Annotated in this window: 23 protein-coding genes; 10 read left to right on the plus strand and 13 right to left on the minus strand. The window is 63.3% G+C overall.

The features are described from left to right. The first annotated feature begins 56 nt into the window (after positions 1-56). The 4 genes from PCK14_RS01480 to PCK14_RS01495 all read left to right on the plus strand — a co-directional run bounded on the left by PCK14_RS01480 (position 57) and on the right by PCK14_RS01495 (position 3622). The gene (locus PCK14_RS01480; protein ID WP_269936688.1) at positions 57-824 is read left to right on the plus strand and encodes an IclR family transcriptional regulator; all 768 of its coding nucleotides are present in this window, start codon (positions 57-59) and stop codon (positions 822-824) included. Between the two features lie 115 nt (positions 825-939). After that, complete coding sequence (locus PCK14_RS01485) at positions 940-2073, plus strand: cupin domain-containing protein (RefSeq protein WP_269936689.1); 1134 nt, start codon at positions 940-942, stop codon at positions 2071-2073. Then, positions 2070-2903: a fumarylacetoacetate hydrolase family protein gene (locus tag PCK14_RS01490; protein WP_269936690.1), complete on the plus strand. Its 834-nt coding sequence runs from the start codon at positions 2070-2072 to the stop codon at positions 2901-2903. Before PCK14_RS01485 ends, PCK14_RS01490 begins: the two co-directional genes overlap by 4 nt. Further along, positions 2903-3622 (plus strand): maleylpyruvate isomerase family mycothiol-dependent enzyme, encoded by a 720-nt coding sequence (locus PCK14_RS01495; protein WP_269936691.1) that lies wholly within the window; start codon positions 2903-2905, stop codon positions 3620-3622. The genes PCK14_RS01490 and PCK14_RS01495 overlap by 1 nt, the downstream gene beginning before the upstream one ends. 85 nt (positions 3623-3707) lie before the next feature. Here PCK14_RS01495 and PCK14_RS01500 read toward each other — a convergent pair whose 3' ends face one another. Together PCK14_RS01500 and PCK14_RS01505 are read right to left on the minus strand one after the other, a co-directional pair. Further along, positions 3708-4031, minus strand: a complete 324-nt coding sequence (locus PCK14_RS01500) for a putative quinol monooxygenase (RefSeq protein WP_269936692.1) — start codon at positions 4029-4031, stop codon at positions 3708-3710. Between the two features lie 82 nt (positions 4032-4113). Beyond that, on the minus strand, positions 4114-4788 hold the full coding sequence (locus PCK14_RS01505) for an MBL fold metallo-hydrolase (protein ID WP_269936693.1): 675 nt from the start codon (positions 4786-4788) through the stop codon (positions 4114-4116). 146 nt (positions 4789-4934) lie between these two features. Between PCK14_RS01505 and PCK14_RS01510 the strand changes: the two genes are divergently transcribed. Together PCK14_RS01510 and PCK14_RS01515 are read left to right on the plus strand one after the other, a co-directional pair. Beyond that, positions 4935-5963, plus strand: coding sequence for an NAD(P)-dependent alcohol dehydrogenase (locus tag PCK14_RS01510; protein WP_269936694.1), 1029 nt, complete (start codon positions 4935-4937; stop codon positions 5961-5963). 32 nt (positions 5964-5995) lie between these two features. After that, complete coding sequence (locus PCK14_RS01515; RefSeq protein ID WP_269936695.1) at positions 5996-6526, plus strand: YbhB/YbcL family Raf kinase inhibitor-like protein; 531 nt, start codon at positions 5996-5998, stop codon at positions 6524-6526. Between the two features lie 56 nt (positions 6527-6582). Here PCK14_RS01515 and PCK14_RS01520 read toward each other — a convergent pair whose 3' ends face one another. From PCK14_RS01520 to PCK14_RS01555, 8 genes are all read right to left on the minus strand, one after another. Continuing rightward, on the minus strand, positions 6583-7362 hold the full coding sequence (locus PCK14_RS01520; protein WP_269936696.1) for an IclR family transcriptional regulator: 780 nt from the start codon (positions 7360-7362) through the stop codon (positions 6583-6585). 84 nt (positions 7363-7446) lie between these two features. Then, positions 7447-8004 (minus strand): hypothetical protein, encoded by a 558-nt coding sequence (locus tag PCK14_RS01525; RefSeq protein WP_269936697.1) that lies wholly within the window; start codon positions 8002-8004, stop codon positions 7447-7449. After that, positions 7995-9932: a primary-amine oxidase gene (locus tag PCK14_RS01530; RefSeq protein ID WP_269936698.1), complete on the minus strand. Its 1938-nt coding sequence runs from the start codon at positions 9930-9932 to the stop codon at positions 7995-7997. The genes PCK14_RS01525 and PCK14_RS01530 overlap by 10 nt, the downstream gene beginning before the upstream one ends. 42 nt (positions 9933-9974) lie before the next feature. Next, on the minus strand, positions 9975-11606 hold the full coding sequence (locus tag PCK14_RS01535) for an APC family permease (RefSeq protein WP_269936699.1): 1632 nt from the start codon (positions 11604-11606) through the stop codon (positions 9975-9977). 216 nt (positions 11607-11822) lie between these two features. Then, entirely contained in the window at positions 11823-14702 is a 2880-nt protein-coding gene (locus PCK14_RS01540; RefSeq protein WP_333474335.1) for an FAD-binding and (Fe-S)-binding domain-containing protein, read from the minus strand. Positions 14703-14823: 121 nt separating this feature from the next. Continuing rightward, complete coding sequence (gene fabG / locus PCK14_RS01545; RefSeq protein ID WP_269936700.1) at positions 14824-15579, minus strand: 3-oxoacyl-ACP reductase FabG; 756 nt, start codon at positions 15577-15579, stop codon at positions 14824-14826. A gap of 102 nt (positions 15580-15681) precedes the next feature. Further along, positions 15682-18066 (minus strand): phosphoenolpyruvate synthase, encoded by a 2385-nt coding sequence (gene ppsA, locus PCK14_RS01550; protein ID WP_269936701.1) that lies wholly within the window; start codon positions 18064-18066, stop codon positions 15682-15684. Between the two features lie 145 nt (positions 18067-18211). After that, positions 18212-19027: a pyruvate, water dikinase regulatory protein gene (locus PCK14_RS01555; protein ID WP_269936702.1), complete on the minus strand. Its 816-nt coding sequence runs from the start codon at positions 19025-19027 to the stop codon at positions 18212-18214. Between the two features lie 1462 nt (positions 19028-20489). On the opposite strand from PCK14_RS01555, the gene PCK14_RS01560 reads away from it, so the two are divergent. Next, positions 20490-21569 (plus strand): NADH:flavin oxidoreductase, encoded by a 1080-nt coding sequence (locus PCK14_RS01560; RefSeq protein WP_269936703.1) that lies wholly within the window; start codon positions 20490-20492, stop codon positions 21567-21569. 121 nt (positions 21570-21690) lie between these two features. On the opposite strand, the gene PCK14_RS01565 is transcribed toward PCK14_RS01560, so the two are convergent. After that, positions 21691-22404 carry an SDR family oxidoreductase gene (locus tag PCK14_RS01565; protein ID WP_269936704.1) on the minus strand — a complete coding sequence of 238 codons (714 nt, stop codon included), beginning with the start codon at positions 22402-22404 and terminating at the stop codon, positions 21691-21693. A 30-nt stretch (positions 22405-22434) separates the two neighbouring features. Then, the gene (locus tag PCK14_RS01570) at positions 22435-23514 is read right to left on the minus strand and encodes an alkene reductase (RefSeq protein WP_269936705.1); all 1080 of its coding nucleotides are present in this window, start codon (positions 23512-23514) and stop codon (positions 22435-22437) included. A 170-nt stretch (positions 23515-23684) separates the two neighbouring features. On the opposite strand from PCK14_RS01570, the gene PCK14_RS01575 reads away from it, so the two are divergent. Then, positions 23685-24287 carry a TetR/AcrR family transcriptional regulator gene (locus tag PCK14_RS01575; protein ID WP_269936706.1) on the plus strand — a complete coding sequence of 201 codons (603 nt, stop codon included), beginning with the start codon at positions 23685-23687 and terminating at the stop codon, positions 24285-24287. A gap of 2 nt (positions 24288-24289) precedes the next feature. Here the strand turns inward: PCK14_RS01575 and PCK14_RS01580 are convergent, their stop codons facing one another. Continuing rightward, positions 24290-24766, minus strand: coding sequence for a winged helix-turn-helix transcriptional regulator (locus tag PCK14_RS01580; protein ID WP_269936707.1), 477 nt, complete (start codon positions 24764-24766; stop codon positions 24290-24292). A gap of 191 nt (positions 24767-24957) precedes the next feature. On the opposite strand from PCK14_RS01580, the gene PCK14_RS01585 reads away from it, so the two are divergent. Both PCK14_RS01585 and PCK14_RS01590 read left to right on the plus strand, forming a co-directional pair. Next, positions 24958-25479: a PaaI family thioesterase gene (locus PCK14_RS01585; protein ID WP_269936708.1), complete on the plus strand. Its 522-nt coding sequence runs from the start codon at positions 24958-24960 to the stop codon at positions 25477-25479. A gap of 92 nt (positions 25480-25571) precedes the next feature. After that, positions 25572-26738, plus strand: a complete 1167-nt coding sequence (locus PCK14_RS01590; RefSeq protein ID WP_269936709.1) for an MFS transporter — start codon at positions 25572-25574, stop codon at positions 26736-26738.

Genomic DNA, 26738 nt, shown 5'->3' on the forward strand with positions numbered 1-26738 from the left:
CATTGGAGAGGCAATATAATTCTATTGTGCAGAATAACGAGTTTCGGAAAAAACCCATGTATCCCATCGAGGCCGTAGACAACGCCCTGCTCCTGTTGCAGCTGTTGCGCGACGGCGGCAAGCTGCGGCTCAAGGATGCGGCTGCCGAACTGGGCGTGGCCCCGTCCACGGCGCACCGGCTGCTGGCGATGCTTGTCTACCGCGGGTTCGCAGTCCAGGACGAGCACAAGAACTACGTTCCTGGAGTGGCCATTGGCGTGGGTCCTGCGGGACTTGGCTGGACAAGGCAGCTGAGGCAACTGGCCCAACCCCACATGGAGCTGCTCTCCAGCCAACTCAATGAGACGGTCAACCTCATGGTGCGCGTGGGCACCAAGGTCAGGTTCCTCAGTACAGCCGAAGGAAGCAACGCCCTGCGGGTGGGCGACAGGCAAGGCAGCGTCATGCCAGCCCACAAGGCTTCCGGCGGCAAGGCCATTCTGGCCGAACTGGATGCGGACATGGTGCACAAGCTCTTTTCCAGCAGCAGTGCCGAGATTGGCGGCGACCACATCACGGAAGTAGACTTTCCGGCTTTCATGCGGGAATTGGAGGCAATTCGCCGCAATGGTTTTGCCGCCAACTTCGAAGGCACAGAGGAAGGAATCAGTGCCTTGGGCATGGCACTGCACAACAATGCCGGGGACGTGGTTGGCGCCATCAGTGTTGCCACGCCCATCGCCCGCTTCCGCCCGCTCTTTGATGCCGGACTGGTGCAGTGCCTGTCCGAGGCCAGGCGCCAGCTGGAGCTGGACATTGCCGCCAACCCCGTCAACAGGGACTAAAGGCCGGATTCTGTCAGACAGAATATGTTTGATGCTTTGACCCGCCCCCACCTACTGTTGTGACGAGAGCAACATTCTTGTCCATCAAAAACAGATCACAGCAGGAGGCCCCCAAGTGTCTATCGACGCCGATAACATCACGCATGAGTCAGTTGCCGCCGGGCAGGGCGTGCCTGAGGCGACGCCTGAAGAGGCCGCCGCGTTGGAGGTGTTGTATCAGGATTTTGAGCAGGAGAACTTGATTCCCCTCTGGACGCAGATCGCTGATTTGATGCCGATGGTGCCCACGCCCAAGGCTGTCCCTCATGTGTGGCGCTGGAACACGCTGTTGCCTTTGGCTGAGCGTTCCGGTGATCTGGTGCCCGTGGGTCGCGGCGGAGAACGCCGGGCGATTGCCCTGGCGAACCCGGGCCTGGACGGCAAGCCCTATGTCACCCCGACGTTGTGGGCAGCCATCCAGTACTTGGGTGGACATGAAACAGCCCCCGAGCACCGGCACTCCCAAAATGCCTTCCGCTTCGTCGTCGAGGGCGAAGGAGTCTGGACTGTAGTTAACGGTGACCCCGTCCGCATGTCGCGTGGCGATTTCCTGTTGACCCCGGGTTGGAATTTCCATGGCCACCACAATGAGACTGATCAGCCCATGGCCTGGATCGATGGCCTGGACATCCCGTTCGTGCACTACACCGATACTGCGTTCTTTGAATTCGGCACCGAGCGGGTCACGGATGAATCAACTCCCGACATCTCCCGATCAGAGCGCCTCTGGGCAAACCCCGGCCTGCGTCCGCTCTCTGGTCTGCAAAACACCATCTCCTCCCCCATCGGCGCCTACCGTTGGGAACACACCGATCGGGCCCTGGCCGAACAACTCCGCCTCGAAGATGAGGGCCACCCGGCCACTGTTTCCCAGGGCCACGCGGCCGTGCGATTCGTGAACCCGACCACCGGCGGCGATGTCATGTCCACCATCCGGGCCCAGTTCCACCGCCTGCGTGCCGGCGCCTCGACGGACACTGTCCGTGAAGTCGGCTCCAGTGTCTACCAGGTCTTCGAAGGCCGCGGCTCGATCGTGATCAACGGCGAAACAAACAACCTGGAAAAGGGTGACCTGATCGTTGTCCCGTCGTGGGCCGCCTGGTCGATCCACGCCGACACCGAATTCGACTTGTTCCAGTTCGGCGACCACCCCATCATCGAACGCCTCAACCTCAACCGCAGCTTCATCGAAGGACGCACCAACTCATGAAACTTCTGACTCTCCGCACCCCCAACGGCACCACCGGCACCCAGGCGGTGCGCCAGGACGACGACACCCTCACCGAAATTGACGGCTACGCGTCCGTTGGTGAGCTGCTGAAGAACCCGGAATGGAAAGCTGTCGCCGCAGCAGCCACCGGCGCAACCCACGCCTACGACGGCGCTGACTTGGCCGCCGTCGTCCCCGCACCCGGCAAGATCATTTGCGTGGGCCACAACTACCGCAACCACATCAAGGAAATGGGTCGGGACGTCCCGCCTTACCCCACCCTGTTTGCCAAGTACGCCGAGTCCCTGATTGGCCCCAACGATGACTTGGCCCTGCCGCCGGAATCAGAGTCCGTGGACTGGGAAGCCGAACTCGCAGTGATCATCGGCAAGCCCGGGCGCCGCATCGCCGAAGCCGATGCCAAGGACCACATCGCCGGCTACGCCGTGCTCAACGATGTCTCCATGCGCGACTACCAGTTCCGTACCATCCAGTGGCTTCAGGGCAAGACCTGGGAAAACAGCACACCGTTCGGTCCGGCCCTGGTCACCACCGACGAGTTCACCGCCGGCCCGCTCATGACCAGCGCGGTCGACGGGGAAATCATGCAGTCAACCCCCACGGGCGATGTTGTCTTCACCCCGGAATTTCTGGTTCACTACATCTCCACCATCATCACCCTCAACCCCGGCGACGTCATTGCCACCGGAACTCCGGGCGGCGTGGGCCACGCCCGCGAGCCCAAGCGCTACCTCGCCGAGGGCCAGATCCTGGTCACCAGCATCGAGGGCCTGGGTCAGCTGAGCAACAAAGTGGTCAAGGAAGCCTGATGGTCGCCCGCCACGATTTGACCACCGATCCGCGCTTGCAGGACGCCCTCCTGCAAGCGCGGCGCGGTACCGCGTTCTTCGCCCGGAAACTCAACGAGCTCTCCGATGACGAGCTCGACGGCGATTCGCTGCTTCCCGGCTGGAGCCGCCGACACGTGGTCGCGCACGTTGGCTACAACGCCCGCGCGATTGCCCGGCTCATCGAGTGGGCAGCGACGGGGGTGGAGACGCCCATGTACCTCTCCCCCGCGGCACGCAACCAGGAAATCGACTTCGGCGCCACCCTGTCCCCCATTGCACTGCGCAACCTGACTGACCACGCCGCCGTGCACCTCAGCGTGGAATGGCGCGACCTGCCCGATGCCAACTGGGGCAACCAGGTCAAAACCGCCCAGGGCCGCACCGTGCCGGCTTCGGAGACCGTGTGGATGCGCACCCGCGAAGTCTGGATCCACGCCGTCGACCTCAACAACGGCGCCACTGTTGGCGACATTCCGGCACCCATCTTGGAACGGCTGTTGACCGATATCACGAGCGCCTGGAAAACACGCGGCACTGATGCCGGTCTCATCATCGCAGTTGAAGAAAGCAGCATCCGCTACGGGGATACTTCCAACCCCGACGCCGTCGTTGTTTCCGGACCGCTGGCAGCCATCACTGCCTGGGCAACAGGCCGCGGCACCATCCCCAACACACCCATAGCACCCGCCTGGATGTAAGGCTCAGGCGAACGTAGGCACAAGCAACAACAAGATGGTGGGACTCCTCCGAGTCCCACCATCTTTACTATCAGTCCCTGAAGCTTCAGCCGATCTGCAGTTCTCCCATGTCGCCCCACGCATCGCCGTCGACCTTGCGGGAGACGATCTTGGGCGTGGACGCCAGCGCGGGGCGCATGGATTCCAGGCCGGCCTTGAAATGGTCGCTGTTGACGTGGGCGCCGGCGGCGTCGTCGTCCAGGAATGCTTCAACCAGGACGAATTCGCTGGGGTCCTCGACGCTGCGGGACCAGTCAAACCACAGGTTGCCGGGTTCCTGGCGTGTGGCGGTGGTGAACGGACCCACGAGGTCCATGAAGTTTTCGGTGTAGTCGGGCTTGGTCTGGAATTTTACGACGATAAAGTACATGCTCCAATGCTAGGCAGGGCACCAGCACAGCCGAAAGTTCCTCTATCGGATAATGAGAATCGAGCAAAACCAAGCCCGGACTTCACCAGCCGCGGTTGCGCCATTCCGGCAGGGCCGGGCGTTCGGCGCCCAGCGTGGTGGCATCGCCGTGGCCGGGAAGGACGAAAGCGTCATCGGGATAGACGCCAAAGAGGCGTTCCTCAACGTCGTTGAGCAGCGAGGTGAATCGTTCAGGATCCTGCTCCGTGTTGCCCACCCCGCCCGGGAAAAGTGAATCCCCACTGAGAATCACTGTGGCCCCACTTCCTCCCCCGGCTTCCAGCACGTAGGCGATGGAACCCGGGGTGTGGCCACGCAGATGTACCGCCTTGAGCACCAAGCCGTCAACATCCACCACGTCGCCATGGTCCAGCAGTCGGCCTGTGACAACCCCGGATTCGGCCTCGATGGCGGCCGAGTCGGCCCTGCCTGCCACAGTTGCGGCGCCCGTCTCTGCAGTCAGCTCGGCCAGGGCGCGCACATGGTCCCAGTGGCTGTGAGTCGTGGCAATGAGCTTCAGTTCCGTAGGTTCCTGCGAGTCGTTGGCAGAGGCGTCCAGGAGTGCGCGAACGGCAGGGGCATCGTCCGCGGCGTCAACCAGGATCTGGGCTCCTGTGCGCTTCGCCGTGAGGAGGTAGACGTTGTTCGCCATGGCTGAGACGGCGATACGTCGGATAACCACCGATGGAAGGTCAAGAACAAGGGTCGATACATTCATGGCTCAAGGCTAGCGCGGGTCGCGGCCAAAGGCCTGCCCCTGTTCTCAAAATCCGAGAGCAAACGTTCCGGCACGGTCCATGGTCGGCGAGTCTGGGAACGTCGCATCGAGAATTCCTCTGATGCACGAGCTCGAGGAGGAGCCACGTGAAAGCCCTGAGACTGCATGAATATGGAAAACACCCCACGCTGGATGAAGTCGCCGAGCCGAAAATCACCGGCCCGTGGGATGTGATTGTCGACGTCGGAGCGGCAGGCCTGTGCCGCACCGACCTGCACATCATCGAAGGCCAATGGTCAGGCATCCAGGACCCCCATCTCCCCTACACTCTCGGCCACGAGAACGCGGGATGGGTCCGGGCGGTGGGAAGCGCGGTCCAAAACGTCGCCCCTGGCGACGCAGTGATCATGCACCCGCTGACCAGCTGCGGGCTGTGCCCGGCATGCCGCGTGGGCCAGGATGCACACTGTGAAAACGCCACCTTCCCCGGCGTCAGCGTTGACGGCGGCATGGCGCAGCAACTGCTGACCAATGCCCGAGCGGTTGTAAAGCTCGACGCCGGACTGGAACCGCGCCACGTCGCCGCCCTCGCCGACGCAGGCCTCACCGCCTACCACGCAGTGCGCAAGGCTTCGGAACTCCTGCACCCGGGAACCCACGCCGTCGTGGTCGGCGCCGGCGGACTCGGCCACATTGGGGTCCAAAGCCTGGCCGCCATCACCTCGGCCCAAATCACCGTGGTGGACCGTTCCGAGGAAGCCCTGGAACTGGCCTCGAAACTCGGCGCCCACAACACTGTTCTGGCCACGGATGATGTCAGTGTCCAAAAGCAGGTCCAGGACATGACCGGCGGCGGAGGCCATGTGCTTTTCGATTTCGTGGGCGAGGCCGGTGCTGAATTGCTGGCCCCCAGTCTGCTGCGGAACCGTGGATCACACTACGTCATCGGCTACGGAGGCGCCGTCAACGTCCCGACCATTGACATCATCTCCCGCGAAATCAACATCGTGGGAAACCTGGTCGGCACGTACAACGACCTGGTGGAACTGATGACCCTCACCGCGGCGGGAAGCATTTCCCTGCACACCGCCGAATACCCCCTGGACGCCGCCCTGGATGCCATCGCAGACCTTGAAAACGGACGCATCCGCGGCCGCGGCATTCTCATTCCCTAACCCTGCAACGCCAACACCCTCTAGGAGAAACCATGACAACCACACCCTACGACTTGATCGCCACCGTTCCCGGCTTCAGCGTCAGCAGTACCGACGTCAAGGACACCGAAGTCCTGCCCACACCCCAGGTCAGCGGCATCTTCGGCGCCGGCGGCTCTGACACCTCCCCCCAGCTCTCCTGGTCCGGTTATCCGGCCGGGACCAAGAGCTTCGCGGTCACGGTTTACGACCCCACGGCACCGACCGGCAGCGGATTCTGGCACTGGGCTGTTGCCAACATCCCCGCCTCTGTCACAGAGCTGCCCACTGGCGCGGGCGACGGCGACGCCTCCTCCCTGCCGGACGGCGCCCTGCAGTTGAACAACGACGCGAGCCTGAAGCGCTACCTGGGTGCCGCCCCGCCGGCCGGCAGCGGCAAGCACAACTACTTCATCGCCGTCCACGCCCTTGATGTGGAAAAGCTTGACCTTCCGGAGAATGCCACTCCGGCATTCCTGGGCTTCAACCTCTCAGGACACACACTGGCCCGCGCCGTCATGACCCCCTGGTGGGAAGCCAAGTAAGAGCGCAACGCAAAGGGTGGGTGGCCGGAATATCCGGCCACCCACCCTTTTCGCATTCACCGACCGGTTCGGAAGTACTTGCTGACCACGTTGGCCGTCTCCCTCAGGGCCAGTTCGACGTCGGCCTCCTTGCCCTGCATGAGGTGGCTCTCGGTGCTGACGGCAACGGACCCAACCACCATGCCTGCCCCGTTGTGCACTCCGACCGCTGCACACGTCTTTCCCGGCACAAACTCTTCATGTTCCCAGGCGATGCCATCGAGCATGACGGTCTCCAAATGGGTTGCCAGGGTCTGCGGGTCCGTCATGGTGTTCGCCTGGAGCCGTCGCGTTCCGTGCACGGACAGATACTGGTCCCGCTGCGGCGTATTCATTCCTGCGAGCATGATCTTGCCGAAGGCCGTGGCGTGCGCCGCTTCATGGAAACCGAAGCTCAGGGGTGTCAGTCGGGGATGCTGCGGTGAATCGACAACGTAGGCGACCACCACATCCGCGCCCCGGTACACGGCAAAGTAGGCTGCCATCCCCACACGTTTGTGGAGCTCAGCAATGACGGCCTTGACGGGGGAAGGGACACCAATCTGGCGGTGTAGCGACACAGCCAGCTGGTGCGGTTTGTAGCCCAGTTCAAATCGGCTCTGGTCCTTCAGGTGGACCAAGTATCCAGTCTGGACGAGGGCCTTGGCCAGCCGGTAAACACTGGGCATGGGGTAGCCCAGGGCATCGGAGACCTCTTTTGCGCTCGCTCCCCCGCGTTCGGCCACAAACTCCAGCACCGCAAATGTCTTTTCCAGGGGCGATGACTTCTCATCATGCTCCTCTTGACGCCCGGTCAATAATTGAAGTGTCACAAGGCACCACTTTCCAATCGTTGCTCTCAATTTCCATTATCCACCGGTGGCCAACGGCTGGCCCTGACTTCACAGTGCCATGACGGACATGGCAAGGATCATGCAGGCGGAACACAATGCGTGGGGGGCCATTCCGCGTCGGCGTTCCAGCACGGCCGGCAATGCCATGACTGCGGCACATACGGTCCAGCCCAGCAGCACCAGCATGTTCATCAGCCCACCATCAACAGCCGCCATGTGGCCCATGTGGCCTGACATACCGCCCATCGGTGCCCCGTCCCCGTGTGACTGCCCACCGTGGTGTGCGGTCATCATCAACAGCGCCAACGCCATAAACCCTATGTCCACGACCACCAGGCCGGCCACCGATTTCTGTGAGCCGGTCAGGGGCTCCCGGGCCTTGACCCGGTTCCGGACGATGACGGCCGCGGCAGGCACCAACAGGCTGATGGTTGCTGCGGCGCCCATGCTCGCTGAAAAGGCGGGAAAGGCCAGCACCGCCAGCATGATCGCACCCATGACCGCCGCCGTGGCGGCCAGGAGCCGGGAACATCCTGGACGTCCGACGGCCGCGGCCATACCCACGAGAGTGAGTATGGCCGCAACAATGGAAGTCGTCAGTGGCATGTTTGCCCGTGCCCGCCGGACTCGGGCTCGGTCTTGCAGTGGGATGACGACGCCGGCACATCCAGGGTTGGGTTGCGGTCAAAGAAGCCGTGCGGCTTCAGCGTGAACTTTGCGTAGTCCACCGGCATGACAGGCCAGTCCTCGGGCCGCGGGAAGTGGGTCGGCCCAAAGGTGTGCCACAGGACCACGTCCTCGTTTTCCAGCGAACGGTTGGCCTTCTGGAATTCGGGGATTCCGCCGCCGCCGCTGTGCTGGTTCGGGTAGTCACCTGCCGAATAGCGTTCGGCCGGGTCGTACTGGGTGACCCACAGCTGCTTGGTGGTGAACGCGGCGCGTGAGGTCACCGACGCCGTCGGATCGGCCAACAGCGTCGGGTTCTGCTCCGGGTACAGCACGTAGGAGACCGGCTCACCGAATCGGTTGAGGCTGCCCGGGTTAGTGATGTGCCACGTCCTGCCCACGCTGGCGTCGGCCATGCGGCCGCCCTCGGACTCGCTCTTGATGGTGGTGGCGGCATTGGTGAACGCGTTTCCGTGTTCATTGCCGGGGCCCACGGGGACGCGCCGGGCTTCAACTTCCTTGACGGTGTTCTTGGTGCCGTCAACCATCATGTCCAGGCGTGCCGAGAAGAGGTGCTGGTGGTAGGGGGCTCCCAGCCCGGGTGCAACCTCGTTCGCGTAGGGGTAGTCCTTGCCGCGGTAGGAGGATGTGAACAAGATGCCCGTCAGCTTTGATTCGCACTCGATGGTTCCGTCGAGGTAGAGGTACCAGAAGAACCCGTAGTCGTAGTTGCCAACTGTGGTGAAGAAGGAGATTACGAGGCGGCGCTGCCGCCGTGTCTCGTTGGATCCGGTGACAAAGTCGGAGTGCTTCCAGAGGATTCCGTAGTCTTCCTCGTGCATGCAGATGGCGTTCTTGATGGTCTTCGGCCGGCCCTGCTCGTCCATGATGACACCGTCAAAGTACTGGATTTCCCCCACACAGTCGCAGCCCAGTTCCAGGCTGTTGGTGTAGCGGGCAAACATGTACTCGCCCGTGTCGAAGTAGTTTTGCCAGAAGCGGACGGGGCTGGGGTCTGCGTAGGGGACGACCATTTCCGCGATGGAGGCACGGTAGATGATGGGCCGTTCCTTTTCCTTGTCCTTGAAGGAGAGCTGGCGCAGGATCAGTCCCTCGCGTGCGTCGAAGCCGATGCGGAACTTCCAGTTTTCCCAGGTGACCACCTCGCCGTCGACCTGGTAGGACGGGCCTTCGGGCTGGATGATTTCCAGCGGCTTGAGGCTGGTGCGCTCGGGGCCACGGAAGTCGGGGTCGTCGTAGTTGCCTGCCTCGGCCGGGACCGGCAGGTCCATGAAGTCCACAAGCTTGATCACCCGGCCTTCGGTCATGTCCACGTAGGCACACAGGCCGTCGACGGGGTGGGCCCAACATGCGTCCTTCGGGTGGTCCTGCATGAAGAACAGGGACCGGGCGACGCGGTGGTTGATTTCGTCCTCAAAGCCGTAGTGGCCGGCCGAGAGGGGGATGGAAATGACCTTGGCGGCGTCGATGCCGCGCTTCTTGATGGCGGCCTGGAAGCCGGCATCGGCCTGGATGATGGTGCTGATGAGCTCGAATTCCTCATCGAGAATGGCAACCTGACCGTCCTCCGGGGCGATGTCCTTGACGGAAACGACGGCGGACCCGTTGATGTCGACGATGACATCCCTGGAGGTTCCATCGGCCAGGTCAATCAGGACAACGCGTGCCCAGCGCCGGACAGCGTCACCGGGTTCGAAGGCCAGGACTTCGTTCTTGTGGGGTTCTTCGAGTCCGGCGTGGACGAACCGGGTCGAGTCCTGGAGCAGGCCGGCATCGGCGATGATGCCTCGCAGGGATTCCATTTCGTGGACGGTGAGATTTCCCAGTGGATGATCGACGGCATTCATGGTGTTTACCTTTTCACTTTCAGATATTTGCGTTGACATGGTTTAGTCCTTGTCCATGAGGAGGGAGTGTTCGGAGTACACGCGGGGCAGTTCCGCGTCGGTGTCTTCAAGGGTGACGCGGCCCACGAGGGCGTAAATTTCAGGTCGCTTGGCCCGCAGCCAGAAACCGAGGCCCAGCCCGGCCAGGACAAACGCCCCGACAATGTAGGGGATGGCAATGAATATGGGGTCGGAAACGGCGCTGCCGGCCGCAAACGCCGCGTTCTGCAAGAGCAGGTAGCACACGTACAGCATGCCCACCCCGCCCAGTCCCGGCGCCAGGAACGTCTTGAACCAGTGGGCGCTCTCGGGATGTTCCTTGCGTCCGTGGAAGTAGCCGATGACAGCAAACGCCGCCATCGCCTGGACGATGAGAATGGCACCTGTGCCAAGAATCGCCATCAGGGTGTACAGGCCGGTGTAGGGATCGCGGCCCGTGGCAAAGAAGAGCAGGACAATCACGGTGGCCAGGCCGCTCTGCAGGAAGCCGGCAATGTGCGGCGAACCGTGGCGCGGGTGGGTCCGGCCAATGGTTTCGGCCAGTCCGGGCAAATGCCCCTCACGGCCAAGTGCGTAGATGTAGCGAGCTGCGCAGTTGTGGAATGCCATGCCGCAGGCGAAGGATCCCGAGAGCAGCAGGATCTGGAACATGACCACGGCCCAGTGCCCGATGTTGCTCTCCACGGGTCCGAAGAAGATCCACGGCGCCGTCGCACTGTCCTGGGCGAGCGCGATTGCGTTCTGCGGCCCGGTGCCAACAATGGCCAGCCACGACACGAGCACGTAGAACACGCCGATTCCGAGAACCGAGGTCATGATCGCGATCGGAATGATCTTTTTCGGGTTCTTGGATTCTTCCCCGTACATGGCGGTCGATTCAAAACCGACCCATGACCAAAAAGCAAAGAACAGTCCCACGCCGGCAGTGCCTGCGGCCGCAACAGTTGTCCCTGTCATCGGGTTCTGGAATGCGCCCGTCACGCTGCGGAACGCACTGAGTGGATTCAGGGATTCCAGCGACCATCCTTGGGGGCCGCCGCCATGGGCCACGACAGTCACGGCCAGCAGTGCCAGCATGAAGACTTCCGCCACCAGGAAGACGCCCAGGACCTTGGCCGCCAGGCTCAGGTCAAAGTAGGTCAAGACCGCGTTGACAACCAGCATGCCGATGGAAAAGTACACCCAGCTGATGTCGGCGTGAAACAAGTCCATGGCCAGCTGGTTGCCGAAGTATCCGAAAATGCCAACCAATGCGGCTTCAAAAACGATGTACGCCAACGAGGTGAGCAGGCCGCCCACCAAACCCGGGATGCGCCCCAGCCCCTGGGAGACGAACCCATAGAAGGCGCCTGTGGAGGTGATGTGCTTCGCCATGGTGGCGTAGCCGATGGCGAAAAGGCCAAGAACAATGGTTGCAACCATGTACCCCGCCGGGGCGCCGGCACCGTTGCCGAATCCAATGGCGATCGGAACGTTGCCAACCATGGCGGTGATGGGGGCGGCCGTGGCCACCGAAAGGAACAGGACTCCGATGAGTCCTATCGAATTGGCCTTGAGCCGGTGCACTTGCTTGCCGGGCTCAGCGCCGGAATCTGCGACGCCCTTCCCGGCTCGCGTGCTGTTGTCGTTCGACATGGCAACTCCTGTGCAAAAGCGGGACCGCGTCCCGAACCAGAGCTTGATGATGTGATGCAAGCTACATTCAACGGTAGGGTTCGGGTCCTTCACGCGCACTCCGGTCTCTCAAATAATGAGAATGGATTCGCCAGTTGTTTTCGGCAACGAGTTTCGGGATTCGAGAACACAGCTAAGGGCCGGCAACCGGCGCCTTGGTTCGGCCAGACTACGCCCCTAATGACCCAATGTCGCTGGGTTTGTTGCCTCATCGAGCAGTTCCAGGATGTGCCGGTATTGCTGCCCGGTGGCCTCGCGCATGCCCAGCTCACAGGTCCGGTTGGTTGATGCGTAGGCCGAATGCTGGCGCTCATTGATTTCGGCGGCCTGGGTGGCGGTGGCGGATGCGGTCAGTTCAGGGTGCAGCAGGCCGCGGTCGCCCGCGTAGGCGCAGCAACCCCAGCTGGGCGGCACAACAACTTCGCCGGCCAGGGCCGTGGCGATCGCGGTGAAGTCGTCATTGATGCCCAACCGGGTGGAGGAGCATGTCGGGTGCAGGGCCAGCGATTCCAGCCCGGGGTGCACCTCAAGATGGGGCAAAAGCCGTTCCCGGGCAAACTGCACGGAGTCGACGAACGTCAGGTGCGAGTATTCCGCGGGAGCGTCGGGCGATGTCGCCGTGTCCCGCAGCGTTTCAAGCCCCTCCGTGCAGGAAGAGGCATCGCAGACTATCGGCAGCCGTCCCTGCCGGCTTGCCTCCCAGAGAGCGGGCAGGACCCTCTCCCCCATGGTGGTATATCCGGTGGTGAATCCCTTGGATTTCCAGGGCGTCCCGCAGCAGAGATCGCCGACGGCGTCAGGAATGGTGAGCGCAACGCCGGCGCGCTCGGCGAGGTTCCGGAAGGCCTGCGTGACCCCGTTCCCGGGTTGTCCGGCGTCGTCATTGGCGGCCCCGAACATGGCGCCAATGCAGGCCGGGAAGTACACGGCCTCCGCCACGGCCCCGGACTTCGAAGCAACGTCGCCGGCGCTGGGCCGTTTGTGCCCGCCCCGGGGCAGCGCGGCGGTGTAGAGGGGCACGTTTTCCGCGCCCAGGGCGTGGCGCCCAAGCTGGGTGGCTGCCTTCACCAGCGTCAACGGCATGGCCTTGGCGGCGCTGAGCCCCAGGGAACCTGCCTTCGTGGCCGCGCCCCAGTGCTTGGCCGCGGCGTTCCATCCCTTGTCCGCAACAGGGTTGCGACCTTCGGCACGGAGCCGGCGCACCAGGTCCCCGGTGTTGATGAGGACCGGGCACGCACTCTGGCACATGCCGTCCACGGCGCAGGTCTGGACGCCGTCGTATTGATAGTCCTTCTCCAGCCGGGCCGCCAGATCGTGGTCGCCGCGCTGTTGCGCGGCGGCAATTTCACGCCGGATGACGATCCTCTGGCGCGGCGTGATCGTGACGTCCTTGCTGGGGCAGGCCGGCTCGCAGTAGCCGCACTCGACGCAGCGGTCCACTTCCTCCTCAACCGTGGGAGCTGTTTTCAGGTGGTCCAGGTAGGACCGCGGCTCGTCGGAGAGCACGACGCCGGGGTTCAGCAGCCCGTTCGGGTCGAGGAGGCGCTTGACGCTGCCCATGACGTCGTAGAGTTCCTGCCCGTATTGGCGGGCCACGAAGGGTGCCATGATCCGCCCGGTGCCGTGTTCGGCCTTGAGCGTGCCGTCCATGCCCAGGACCAGGGAGACCATGTCCTCGGTGAACGCCTCATAGCGCCCAAGCTTGGCCGGGTCGTCGAAGCGCTCCGTGAGCATGAAGTGGATGTTGCCGTCCTTGGCGTGGCCAAAGATCACGCTGTCCTGGTAGTCGTGCCGGTCAAAGAGGCCCAGCAGCTGCTTGCACGTTTCGGCGAGCACGGGGACGGGAACGGCAATGTCCTCCAGCAGCGCATTTGTCCCGGCAGGGCGGTTTCCCGCCACGGTGGTGTACAGGCCCTTGCGGATGTGCCACAGGGCGGCCCGTTCCTTAGGGCCGGTTGACAGTTCGAACGGTGCGGCCAGATCCAGGGATGTGAACAGGGCCTGGCTGAGCTGTTGCTTGCTCAGGAGCTCTTCCGGGGATGAGGCCTGGTGTTCCACTAAAAGTGCGGCGTGGCCCACGATGTCCAGCCCGGCCAGCACAGCCGGCGTGTCGGCCTGGCGTTGGGCCACCCTCAATGAGGCGGCGTCCATCAACTCCACCGTGGACAGGCCGGAGGCAACCAGCTCGGGCAGGGCCGAGGCTGCCGCGTTCAGCGAGGCAAACGTCATCAGGCCGGTGGCTGCGTGCGCCCGCGCCTCGACTGTCCGGAAGGTGGCTCCGGCGATGAATCCGAGCGTCCCCTCGGATCCAATCATGAGGTGTTCCAGGATCTTGGCGGGCGCCTGGAAGTCGAGGAATGAATTGAGCCCGTACCCCATGGTGTTCTTCATGGCGAACTGGCGCTCGATTGTCCGCACGGATTCCGGGTTGGAAACAACCCGGCGGCGAAGCCGCAGCAGGCCCTCGTGCAGCTCGGGCTCCTTCTCCCGCAGCAGCCGGTCGGCGTGGGGGTCGGCGGTGTCCACCACTGTGCCCGAGAGCAGCACCATCACCATGGATTCCAAAGTCCGGTAGCTGTTGAATTCAGTGCCGCAGGCCATGCCGGAGGAGTTGTTGGCCACCACGCCCCCAATGGTGCACGCGACTTCGCTGGCCGGGTCGGGGCCCAACTTGCGGCCATGGACGGCAAGGCGGGCGTTGACGCTGCGCACCGTGGCCCCGGGGCCCACGGAAACCCGGGCGCCGGCGTCGAGCACTTGGATGGACCTGAAGTTCTTGCGGACGTCCACCAAGAGCCCGTCGCTGAGGGCCTGGCCGCTCAGCGATGTGCCGCCGGAGCGGAAGACCAGGGGGACGTTGGCCGAGGCCGCCGCCGCCATGACCCTCCCGACCTCGGCCGGATCCGCCGGAACAACGACGGCGCGCGGCGCAAGCAGGTAGTGCGATGCGTCGTGGGCCATGGCCAGCCGGTCCAATTCCCGTCTCGAGTACCCCGAAAATCCACTGAGGGAGCCGACGCCGTCGACAGTGTCCGCGGCCAGTTTGCTCTTGCCCATGAGATGTTTCCTTTTCACTGCTTGCCCACACAGTGGCCCACAGATGGTTGATGCGTGCGGGACCCTTCGATGGCGTCCCGTTGTTGCGGTTTGGTTGCTGTCCTTGGTGCCGGCCGACGTGCTACGCCAGCGCCTCGAGCGATTCAGGGATGATCTGCCCGCCGTCGACGATCAGCGTCTGGCCGGTGATGTACCGGGCTTCCCGGGTGGCCAGGAAGCAGGCGGCGTGGCCAATGTCGCTCGGCTCGCCCAGGCTGTTCATGGGCACGCTGGCTGCCATGGTGCGCAGGTATTCCTCGCCCTGCGCCCGGAGCCCGTCGGTGAGAACGTTTCCGGGCAGGACGGCGTTGATCGTCACGCCGTCGCGCGCACATTCCAGCGCGGCGCTTCGCATGAATCCCTGCTGGCCGGCTTTGCTTGCGCCGTAGTGGGCCCAGCCGGGGAAACCTGTGATGGACCCGGTGATTGAGGAGGTGATGACAATCCGCCCGTACTGCTGCTCCCGCATGGGGCGAAGTGCGGCCTGGACCATGAAGAAGGTGCCCTTGAGGTTGACATCCATCATCCTGTCCCATTGCGCTTCGGTCATGTCATCGATCGTTGCCTGCGGGAAAATTCCGGTGTTGGAACACAGCACGTCGATGCGGCCGAAGCGTTCCAGGACCCTGGCCACCATGTCCGCGCAGGCCTCCTTGGAGGTGACGTCGACCTCTTCGAACACGGCGCCCAGTTCCCCGGCCGTGGCCTTGCCCCGCGCGACGTCGATGTCAGCGATGACCACCTGGGCGCCGGCCCCCAGCAGGGCCTCGGCGATCCCCCGGCCGATCCCTGCCGCGGCCCCCGTGACAACTGCGACCTGGCCAAGAAGTGAAAACATGGTGGACTCCCGTCATTTGACTGCGCCGTTTGCCGGCAATATCAGCCACCAACGTATCGCCCAACTCAGTAATCGAGAACGGCCATTATTGGTTTGTGAGAATCACCGGCTGACCGGATTGTTGGCCAGTTGCAGCCAGGTGTCCACCACGGTGTCCGGGTTGAGTGAGATCGAATCGATCCCCTCGGCAACCAGCCACTGGGCAAAGTCGAGGTGGTCGCTGGGGCCCTGTCCGCAGATGCCCACGTACCTGCCCTTGTCCTTGCAGGCCCGGATGGCCATGCTCAGGAGCTTCTTGACGGCGGCGTTGCGCTCGTCAAAGCTGGCCGCAACAATGGCTGAGTCCCGGTCCAGGCCGAGGGTAAGTTGGGTCAGGTCGTTGGAGCCGATGGAGAAGCCGTCAAAGATTTCCAGGAACTCATCGGCCAGCAGTGCGTTGGAGGGAAGCTCGCACATCATCACCACTTCCAGGCCGTTTTCCCCGCGGCGAAGGCCGTTCTGGGCGAGCAGCTCAATGACGCCGCGTCCTTCCTCCAACGTGCGGACAAAGGGAATCATGAGCTTGATGTTGGTCAAGCCCATTTCGTTGCGCACGTGGGCCAGGGCCTGGCACTCCAGGTCAAAGCAGTCGCGGAAGGACGGTTCCAGGTAGCGCGACGCGCCGCGGAAGCCGATCATGGGGTTTTCCTCGTGCGGCTCGTAGGCCGGGCCGCCGATGAGGTTCGCGTATTCGTTGGACTTGAAGTCGGACATCCGCACAATGACCGGGTGCGGTGCGAAGGCTGCCGCGATCGTCGCCACTCCTTCGGCCAGGCGCTTGACGTAGTAGTCCAGTGGGCCGTCGTACGCCGCGATCCGCTCGTTGATGACCTCGGCGACGTCGGCGGGCTGGTCCGCCAGGTTCAACAGGGCCTTGGGGTGGATGCCGATTTGCCGGTTGATGATGAACTCCAGCCGGGCCAGCCCAACGCCATGGTTGGGCAACTGGGCGAAAGTGAACGCCTGTTCCGGGGTCCCCACGTTCATCATGATCTTGACAGGGGCTTCGGGCAGGCTGTCCAGTTCAGTGTCCTCGACCCGGAACTCCAGCAACCCCTCGTAAATGAACCCGGCCTCGCCTTCGGCGCAGGAAACTGTCACGTTGACCCCCTCGGCCAGTGCCCCAGTGGCGTCCCCGGTGCCCACCACGGCCGGGATGCCCAGTTCCCGTGCGATGATCGCCGCGTGGCACGTCCGCCCGCCACGGTTGGTGACGATGGCGGAGGCGCGCTTCATGATTGGTTCCCAGTCGGGATCCGTCATGTCCGCCACCAGGACATCGCCGGTCACAAAATCGGCCATTTGGTCAATGGAGGCCAGGACACGGACCGGTCCGGAACCGATCCGCTGGCCAATCGCCCGGCCTTCGGCGAGCACGGGGCCGGTTCCTTCCAGCCGGTACCGAGACAATGTGCCCACGGACCTGCGCGACTCCACCGTTTCGGGCCGGGCCTGCAGGATGTACAGCCCGCCGTCCAGGCCGTCCTTGCCCCACTCGATGTCCATGGGACGTCCGTAGTGTTTCTCAATGGCCACGGCATGGCGCGCCAGCTGTTCGACGTCGTCGTCCGTGAGGCTGAAGCGGCTGCGCAGCGCTGGATCGGTGGCAACCAGCTCGATGGTGTGGCCAACTTCTTCGTTGTCGGTGTACACCATGGTCAACGCCTTCTCGCCCAGGCCCCGCTTGAGGATGGCGGGGCGGCCCGCATTGAGGGCTTCCTTGTAGACGTAGAACTCATCCGGGTTCACGGCACCCTGGACCACGGCCTCGCCCAGCCCATAGGAAGAGGTGACAAAGACGGCGCCCTGGTATCCGGACTCCGTGTCCATCGTGAACATGACACCGGAGGCCCCCACATCGGAACGGACCATCCGCTGGATGCCCGCCGACAACGCCACGTCCAGGTGCTCAAACTTGTGGTGCACGCGGTAGGCGATGGCCCGGTCGTTGTAGAGCGACGCGAACACGTCCTTGACCGCTGCCAGGATGTTGTCGATGCCGCGTATGTTCAGGAAGGTTTCCTGCTGCCCGGCAAAGGACGCGTCGGGCAGGTCTTCGGCCGTGGCACTGGAGCGCACGGCCCAGGACAGTTCAGCCGAGCCGCCATGTTTTGCCACGAGTGCCTCGTAGGCGGAACGCAGCTGCGCCTCCAGGTCCACGGGGAAGGGGGTTGCCACAATGGCGTGCCGGATGGCGGATCCGGCCTCGGCAAGGGCACGGACGTCATCGGTGTCCAGGCCCTCCAGGATTCCGGCAATCTTCGCCTCAACTCCTGTCTCGCGCAGGAAGCGCCGGTAGGCATCCGCGGTGGTGGCAAATCCGTCCGGAACTTTCACCCCGGCGCTTGTCAGGTTACCCACCATCTCACCGAGTGAAGCGTTTTTGCCGCCCACCCGGTCCAGGTCCTTGAGGCCAAGCTCGGAAAACCAGAGGATGTCTGTCGTCATTGTCAGTGCTCCTTGCAGTCAAATCGCGGCTAGTAGACACCACGTCACTACATCGTCTCAGGGCGCCGGCGTGTAGACCATGGGTTCTCTCACATTCCGGGACCACCGCACCGTCTGGAATATCGGGGACCGGCAGTGCGCATGCCTAGTGCCGCAAACCCATCCGTTGCAGAATCACCGCTGAAATCTCCTCGACGGACATGCTGGCGGAATTCAGGTAAGGGATGTCGTGTGTGTCGTAAAGCCGTTCCGCGCTGCGCAGTTCGATGCCGCACTGCCGCAGCGAGGCATAGTCGGAGCCCGGGCGGCGCTCGGTCCGCACCTGGCTCAAACGCATGGGGTTGGACGTGAGGCCGAAGCATTTGGCCGCATACGGGCGTATGGGCGCCGGCAACGTGTCGCCCGGAAAGTCCTCGTCCACGAGCGGGAAATTGGCTGCGTAGACACCATGCTGAAGTGCCAGGTACATGGTGGTGGGTGTCTTTCCGCACCGCGATGGCGCAATGAGTATCACCTCCGCCTTTTCCATCGCGCGCAGGCTTTGGCCGTCGTCGTGCTCCATTGCGTACTCAACCGCAAGCATCCGCGACTGGTACCTCAACGTGTTCCCCAGGCCATGGGCCTGCCCGGGCTGGTGGCTGGCCTTGGTGTCAAGCGCTTCCTCCAACAGCTGCACGTGCGCGCCGATTAAGTCCACCAGCACGCCGTTGCACTTGGCCAACTCGTTGCGGATCTCCTCATTGACGGCAGTGGAAAACACCAGCGGCCGTTCCTGGCCCATCGCCACCTGGTCAATCTCACGGACGATCGACTGGGCCTTGGCGATGGTGGATATGAACGGCACAGTGGTCCGGTAAAACCGCTGCTGGGGAAATTGGGTCAGCAAGGTGCTGCCCAGGGTTTCCGCGGTGATGCCCGTCCCGTCGGACAGAAAGTACACGTGGCGAAGTGAATCTTGCATGGTTGCGCTCCTCGGCGAAAACTTGTGGTCACATCCTAGCGTCCAGGGGACGCGGACAGGCTGCCGATGCGCAACACCCGAGTCAACCGACACCCCTAGGCGGCATCAGCTCGGGCAGGTCCTGTGGCAGAATGCGGGCATGCGAGAATTGGCCGGCCCTGAGGAGGAACCAGTAATTGGGTTCCATCCGAACGATGAGTGATCGACGTCCCTTTCGTCCCAAGAATGCAGTGTTCTTGCTGTGCTTGATCGGGCCCCTTGCATTGGGTGTCGTCCTCAATGCACTCCTGCGTCCGGGGCTTGCACGCGTGCTCGGTGGCCAGCGACATTCCACCGGAAACAGTGCTAGTTCCCGGGATGTCGCCTGGACCTTAAGCCCAGCAACCGTTACCGAACATCCAGTTCTCACCGCAGTCCTGGGCCCCACCGACGGACAAGTAGCCATGTGTGCCCTCGCGCTCACCGCGATACTTCTCATGGCGCGGTGGCTGGTGGTTCGCAGACGGGCAAAGCGGACTCCCTAGGACAGTAGGAACTGCGTCCCCCGGTTGCTCCACTGCGATCCGCCAGGGGCCAAGCCGGAGTCGGAGTACCTGGGACGCGGCACAGCCCAACCCGCAGAGGAACAGCCGGGTTTCGACAAGCTCGACCAACGCGGCCGCAACAGCAGAATGACCCCCGGTTTCCCGGAGGTCATTCTGCTGGCAAATGTGCCCGCGGTGGGACTCCAACCAACTTTCATCTCGTGCAACTAAGGGCAGTCCCGACATCCTGCGGCGGTACGCATGCCGAGACGGCCAGCTGAGAGCCCGCCATGCGCGGGAATCTTGCTGAGATCGATCAGCGAGTCTCTGGTTATGCTCCGGTCGCGCTTACGGTGAATAGGTTGGGTCCGCTGCGAGTAACCGTCACTCTGTCTCTCGGCGTGTTGGACTTGATGGAAACATGGGCAATCGCCGTTTCCAATGTGTGGTCAATCGTGGAGCTGTCCCAGATCTTCAGGGTCAGGGAATTGGATTCAAAGTTCATGCGCCATTGCTTTCTTTGATTGTTTTCTGGCTACCTCCTCATTGAGGCAACCGTCCCAGCCTATGCGAGCACGCGCCACTATCAGGGTGCCGTGTGACTGAGAACACGGCCCGCGGAGGCGTTGATACTTAACGAAGTGATCTCAGATGAGGACGTGACAGAGGCGGGCCCCGCTGGCTTTTGCACTGCCGAGCACCCACCCACTTGCCCATGCCAGCCGGCTGAAAATTGCCCAACTCGCCGAAGACAGTTTCATCTCGGTCGTTCCGTTCGGGGAGGGGCTCCGCGTTCTGATCCGTCATCCTGAATGCCACAGGGTGGCGAGGAATCAATTCCGGAGGGTGGATGTTGTTCCACGGACAGCGCAGGCGATGTCTACGATGAGTCCATCGGCATTCACCGGCTAAAGAAGCATTCATTCCCTAGGAGCCACATGACGAATCTTTCCGACCCGATGGTGCTGCGTCATGGGCGTCCTCTGCCCAATCGCCTGATCCTCGCTCCCATGACCAACCAGCAGAGCCATGCAAACGGGACGCTGTCAGCTGACGAGCTCTCCTGGCTGGTCGCCCGCGCCGAAGGAGGATTCGGCCTCTTGCAGACCGCGGCCGCCTACGTGCATCCAGCCGGACAGGTCTGGCCCGGCCAGCTCGGCATCTCCTCCGACGAGCATCTGCCCGGTCTGGAACGCCTTGCCGCAGCCATCTCCGCAACTGGCGCACGGTCCTCGGTGCAGCTACACCACGGAGGTGTGCGTGCGGAAAAGGCGCTGTCCGGACACGCGGTGGTGGGTCCCTGGAATGATGCCCAGACCGGAGTGCGAGGCATGACGACCGGTGAGGTGCAGCAAGTAGTCGAGGACTTCGCGGCAGCCGCCGCGCGCGCCGAGAAAGCCGGCGTGGACGGCATCGAAGTGCACGGGGGCCACGGCTATCTGGTCGGCCAGTTCCTCGACGCCTCGAACAATCTCCGACAAGACGGGTACGGGACTGATCCCACCGGGCGAGCCCGGTTCGTGAAAGAGGTTGTCCATTCGATCCGGGAACGCACCGGCCCGGACTTTCACATCGGCCTCCGACTGTCCGTCGAACGCTACGGCCTGGTCTTGACGGACATGGTCCATCTGGTCAGCGAACTCCTCGCCAGCGGGGACATCGATATTCTCGACCTGTCGTTGTGGGACGTTGCGAAGCTCCCCGCCAACGCCCCCGAAGGCAGCCGAACACTCCTCGAACACTTCCTTGAGCTGCCACGGAACGGAACAGCCCTCGGTGTCGCAGGGCACTTGGCCAGCGCCTCGGACGTGCAGCGGGTACTGGACCAGGGGGCCGACCTCGCCTATATCGGCAAGGCCGCGATCGCCGACCATGCCTTCGCTCGTCGGGCAATTGCCGACCCCGGCTATCGCGCACCGTCCTTCCCCGTGACACGGGACCACCTCCGCTCGGAGAAACTGGGCGAGTCGTTCGTGACGTACTTCGCGACAAACTGGCCTCAGCTGCTGGAAAACTGACGCAACGCGACTCCTGACATGGAACCGTCCCGGGAACCTTGCTGGGGTTTTTTGGGCGACTGGGTCTCCCACTCGCTACGGCGCAGTCCGGACGGAAAGGTGATCCCGGCAGGAACAGCCCTTAGCGCTGCAATGCAGCCAGCTGCGGGTAGAACTTTTCGATGGGTGCGCTGAGTCCGGCCTTGAGCTGGACAGAGGTGTCGTCCGCGAGGATTTCGTACTGCCCCGACTCCACGCCGTCGAGCACTGCATGGACCAGCTCGGCGGGAGCCTTTTTCGGATCGTTCGAGTGGGCGGCCATGGCCGTGTCAACGTAGGCCACGTGCACCCCAACAACGTGAACGCCGGCCGGTGCCAGCTCCAGGCGCAACGAGTTGGTTGCCGACCACAGGGCCGCCTTCGTGGCACTGTAAATCCCGGCCACGGCATACCAGCTCAGGGCCGAGTGGATGTCGATGATGACTGCCCCGGGCTTGCCCGAAAGGATCGGCGCGAAGGCGCGGGCCAGGAAAATCGGGCCAAAGAAGTTCGTTTCCACATTGGCACGAATTTCCGCGTCCGAATGGCTCAGAATTCCGGGCGTCGGTGTGGACGCTCCGGCATTGTTGATCAAGACCGTCACATCCGGCGCCGCCTCGACCGCTGCCTGAATGGACGCCGAATCGGTGACGTCCAAAACCAGCGGCACAACGCGCTCGTCTGTCCATGCGCGCGGGGTGCGGGCCGAGGCATAGACCTTGGCCGCGCCCCGGGCCAGGGCCTGGTGGACAAAATGGGTTCCGATGCCACCGTTGGCGCCGGTGACCAGGACTACTGCTCCCTTGAGTGAGGGCATGGTTTTTCCTTCTTTCTTTCGGGTAAGGGGTTAGTTGGCGTTTGCCAGGACGGGGTAGTCAGTGTATCCGGATTCGCCGCCGCCATAGATGGTTGCGGGATCCAACTCATTCATGGGCGCCTCGGCGCGCAGCCGCTCGACGACGTCGGGGTTGGCAAGTGCCAAACGGCCCACAGGGGCAATGTCGGCAAAGCCGGCGTCAATGTCAGCGGCGAGCTGCTCCCGGGTTCGGCCGTAACGGACCACCAGCACCGCCGTAGGCCATGCCTCACGGAAAGACTGCAGCAACTCATCGTCGCCAACGTGGTGCAGATGCAGATAGGCAAGGTTCAGGCCGGCAAGCTCGCCCACCAGGTGGCGGTATTGTGCCCGCACATCGGCAACGTCACCTTCCTCGAGGCCACCCAGCGGCATGGACGGAGACAGGCGGATCCCCACACGGTCCGCACCGATCTCCTCCGCCACGGCACGGGCCACCTCGATGACGAACCGGGATCGGTTCTCGACCGATCCACCGTAAGCGTCACTGCGGCGGTTCGAGTTTGGGGAAAGGAACTGGTGCAGCAGGTACCCGTTGGCACCATGGATTTCGACGCCGTCGGCACCGGCCGCGATGGCCGATGCGGCGGCATGGCGGAATTCGGCAATCACGGCCGCAATGTCCTGGACGCTCAGTTCGCGTGGAACCGGCACCTGCTGCCGCCCGCTCGCGGTTGCAATGTCCACCCCGGCTGAGATGGCCGACGGCGCCACAGGCTGGCGGCCATGCGGGGTGTTGTCCGGGTGCGAAATCCTGCCGGCGTGCATGAGCTGGATGAACAGTGCCCCGCCTCCGGCATGGACGGCATCGGAGACTTTCCGCCAGCCTGCAATGTGCTCCGGGGTGTAGATGCCGGGGGTGTTCGCGTAGCCCTGACCGTCGGCCGAGGGCTGGGCACCTTCGGTGATCAACAGGCCTAGGGTGGCCCGCTGGCCGCAGTACCGTGCGACCAGCTCGCCCGGGGTGCCGTCGGCATTGGCCCGGTTGCGGGTCATTGGCGCCATGGCGAGTCGGTGTGAAAGTTCCACACGGCCCAGTGAGAAGGGCTGCCAAAGGGAAGTCAAAGTCATGGGGAAAATGTTCCTTTTTAGTAGGTGGGGCACGGCGCCGGTGCTGCGGGCCACGAAGCGAGGAGCTTGTGGACGTCATGGGAGAATGAGTTGACCCACTTACGAGCCCACACAGTGCCGACTACACTCATAACTGAGTGCAATCAGATTTTATTCCCGAAGGGATCGCCATGCCAGAAATTTCCCCGCCGCCGGGACGGCGTGAGCGGAACAAGCAAGCCAAGCTGGACCGGATCGTGGCAGCTGCCGGCGAGCTCTTTTCCGAATACGGCGTGGATGATGTCACCACGCAGCAGATTGCCGACAAGGCCGACATCGGAGCCGGCACGCTGTTCCTCTACGCCAAATCCAAGGGTGAGCTCTTGTTGATGGTGCAAAACTCCAGCTACGCCGATTCACTCACACGGGGCATGGCCGCTGCCCAGGAGATCCCTGAAACTCTCGGGGCCGTCATGGCGATCGTTAGTGAAGTGGTTTATTGCAACCGAAAACAAGTTGACAATGGCCGGACATACCTGCGCGAGATGGTTTTCGGAGACCCGGAGGAGCCTCACCGCCGCCAGGCGCTGGACCTGGCCCAACAGACCGAGGACGCCATCGCCGTCGTTCTTCAGCGCGATCAGCACATTGACCCGGGCCATGCCACCACAATCCCCCGCATTGTCTCCGCCATCATGCTGCTGAGCATGGCCAGCGCCGCCAACCTTGCCGCTGGCACCGAGGAAATCATCTACTCCATTCGCGGCCAGATCGCGGCAATCCTGCCCCGCTGACCTCAGATTGAGCTGTCCACCGCCATACGCAGAAACTCCACATCCTGCTGGCCCACAATGGCGCCATGGGCATCCACCAAGGCTGCATGCACACGCTCATGCCCGTCACGGGTCACCGGGAGCACGCTGGGACCCTTCCCCTGCGGGAGATGCACCTCCCCCCACTGCTGCATGGCCACCAGCACCACTTTTAGTTCATGGCCAGCCGCTGTCAGCTCGTAGGCATCGCGCGTGCGCTGCCCCGGCTCCTGGTAAGGCACCTTTTCCAGCACGCCGTGCTCCACAAGCGCGCCGAGCCGTGCGCTGAGAATGTCAGTGGCAATGCCCAAGGAGTCCCTGAACTGGGCGAAGGTGCGCCGCCCAAGCAGCGATTCGCGCAACAGGAGAAAACTCCAGGAGTCGCTGAGCACCCCCAGGGACCGGGTGATGGCGCACCGGTTGTCCAGGGCATCGACGAGCATTCGTGACTTGGGGGGCATGATCCAATCCTATCCAGACGCTGTGGAGGCAACCCGGCGCCGGCAAAGGCTCCTCCCCCGGCTGGCGGCACGTCACACACTACCTGAGTTTCTTTATCCAAGCTAGCATGGGTTCGGCAAGCCCGCCCGGCAATGTTCTGCCCTCTCGGCTGGGCGCCGTGGTCCTGTACCAAGCAAGCAAAGGAATGTCCGTGACTGAACCGTCTGAAGTGCCCGTGAACCGTTCGCGCACCATTCACTACCAAAGCCCCGACCCGGCCCAGGCAAAGCTCTTTGAACGGACGGGTCTCGAACAGTTGCGAGCCCTCATGGACGGCACAATTGCCCCTCCTCCGATCAGCAGCCACGTTGGGCTGGAGTTCGTTTCCGTGGCAGACGGCGAGGTAGTCATGACCGCACAGCCCGATGAATCGCACTACAACCCGATCGGGTCGATTCATGGAGGCTTCTTTGCCACAGTCCTCGATTCGGCCTGCGGGTGTGCCGTGCACAGCACGCTGCCGGCAGGAGTAGGCTACACGAGCCTGGAACTCAAGGTTTCCTTCCTGCGGCCCATCACGGCCGAAACGGGAATTGTCACTGCCCGCGGCTGGGTCACCCGCCGCGGCAGAAACGCCTCCTTCGCCGAGGCAGACATCCGTGACAATGAGGGCCGCGTGCTGGCCACGGCATCGAGCACCTGCCTGATCATCAATCCGGGCCGCACCCGATGAGCCGCCCTGGCACAGCCCTCCCGCAGAGGACGTCGGCGAGCCGCAGGCCAGGACGGCTGGGCAGGCGCGGGGCATTCTGGTCAGCAGCGTCCGTGCTTGCGCTGGTGCTGTGGTCCTCCGGGGCACCGAGCACGCTATATCCAAGCTACGCCGAGAAATGGGACCTCCCCGCAGTGGTGCTCACCAGCGTCTTCGCCGCGTACCCGCTGGCGCTTGTGGTGGTGTTGCCGCTCTTCGGCAACCTCTCCGACATCCATGGCCGGCGGTTGGTCATGATCGGCGGAGTCTTCCTCATAGCCCTCACCACCCTCTTGTTCGCCTTTGCGCCGAACGTCGGCTTCCTGTTTGCCGGCCGGGCACTGCAGGGCGCTGGCTCCGGGCTGGCCATGGGCGCGGCAACAGTGTCATTGATCGAAAACAGCCCGAGAATCAACCCCCGCTTTGCCAGCACGACGGCGACAGTTGCCACAGCGGCTGGACTCACATTGGCCCTGTTCGTCAGCGGGCTGCTGGCACAATATGCACCGTGGCCCTTGTCTCTGAGCTACCTGGTCTTGCTCCTGCTGGCCGTCGCAGTGATGGCAGCCCTGTTCATGACCCCGGGCGACCGGCCAGAATCGAGGCAGCGTTGGCGGCCCCAGTCCCCCAAAGTTCCACGCGGGATCCGGCTAAATTTCCTCATCGCGACAATGTCGGTTGCTCTGGCGTATTCCATGGGAGCCATCTTCCTGTCCCTCGGGGCGCACATGATCGCCCAGTTCGCACACACTGACAACAGGGCGGTGGTCGGCTCGCTGCTGGCGAGCTCTTCCGTGGCGATCTGCCTCACTGCGTTGTTTCTGGTGAGGGTCCCTGTTCGGTACCAAGTGTGGAGCGGGGCCCTTCTGACCATAGCCAGTCTCGCCTTGATGGTTGGTGCGAGCGTATTGGGGTCAAGCGCGCTGTTTCTCAGTTGGTGCCTGGTTGGCGGCTGCGCCTACTCGCTGGCATTCACCGGCGGGCTGGGCCTCATCAACAGCGTTGCCCCCGCACGCCATCGGGGTGCAACGCTCTCGTTGCTGTACCTCATCGCCTACGTTTTCCAGGCAGTTACCGCAGTCGGCGCCGGGGCTCTTGCCACCTCCGCAACGCTGGGAACCGCCGTGATCGCGGCAGCAGCGGCCCTGGCATTCCTGTGCATCCTGGTGCTGGTCCTGCTCAAGATTTCGCCGCTTGGTGAGCAAATGGGAAGCGGTGCAAAGCGGGCACCCACAGAGTAG

Source organism: Arthrobacter sp. HY1533, from assembly GCF_027568515.1.
Taxonomy (GTDB): domain Bacteria; phylum Actinomycetota; class Actinomycetes; order Actinomycetales; family Micrococcaceae; genus Specibacter.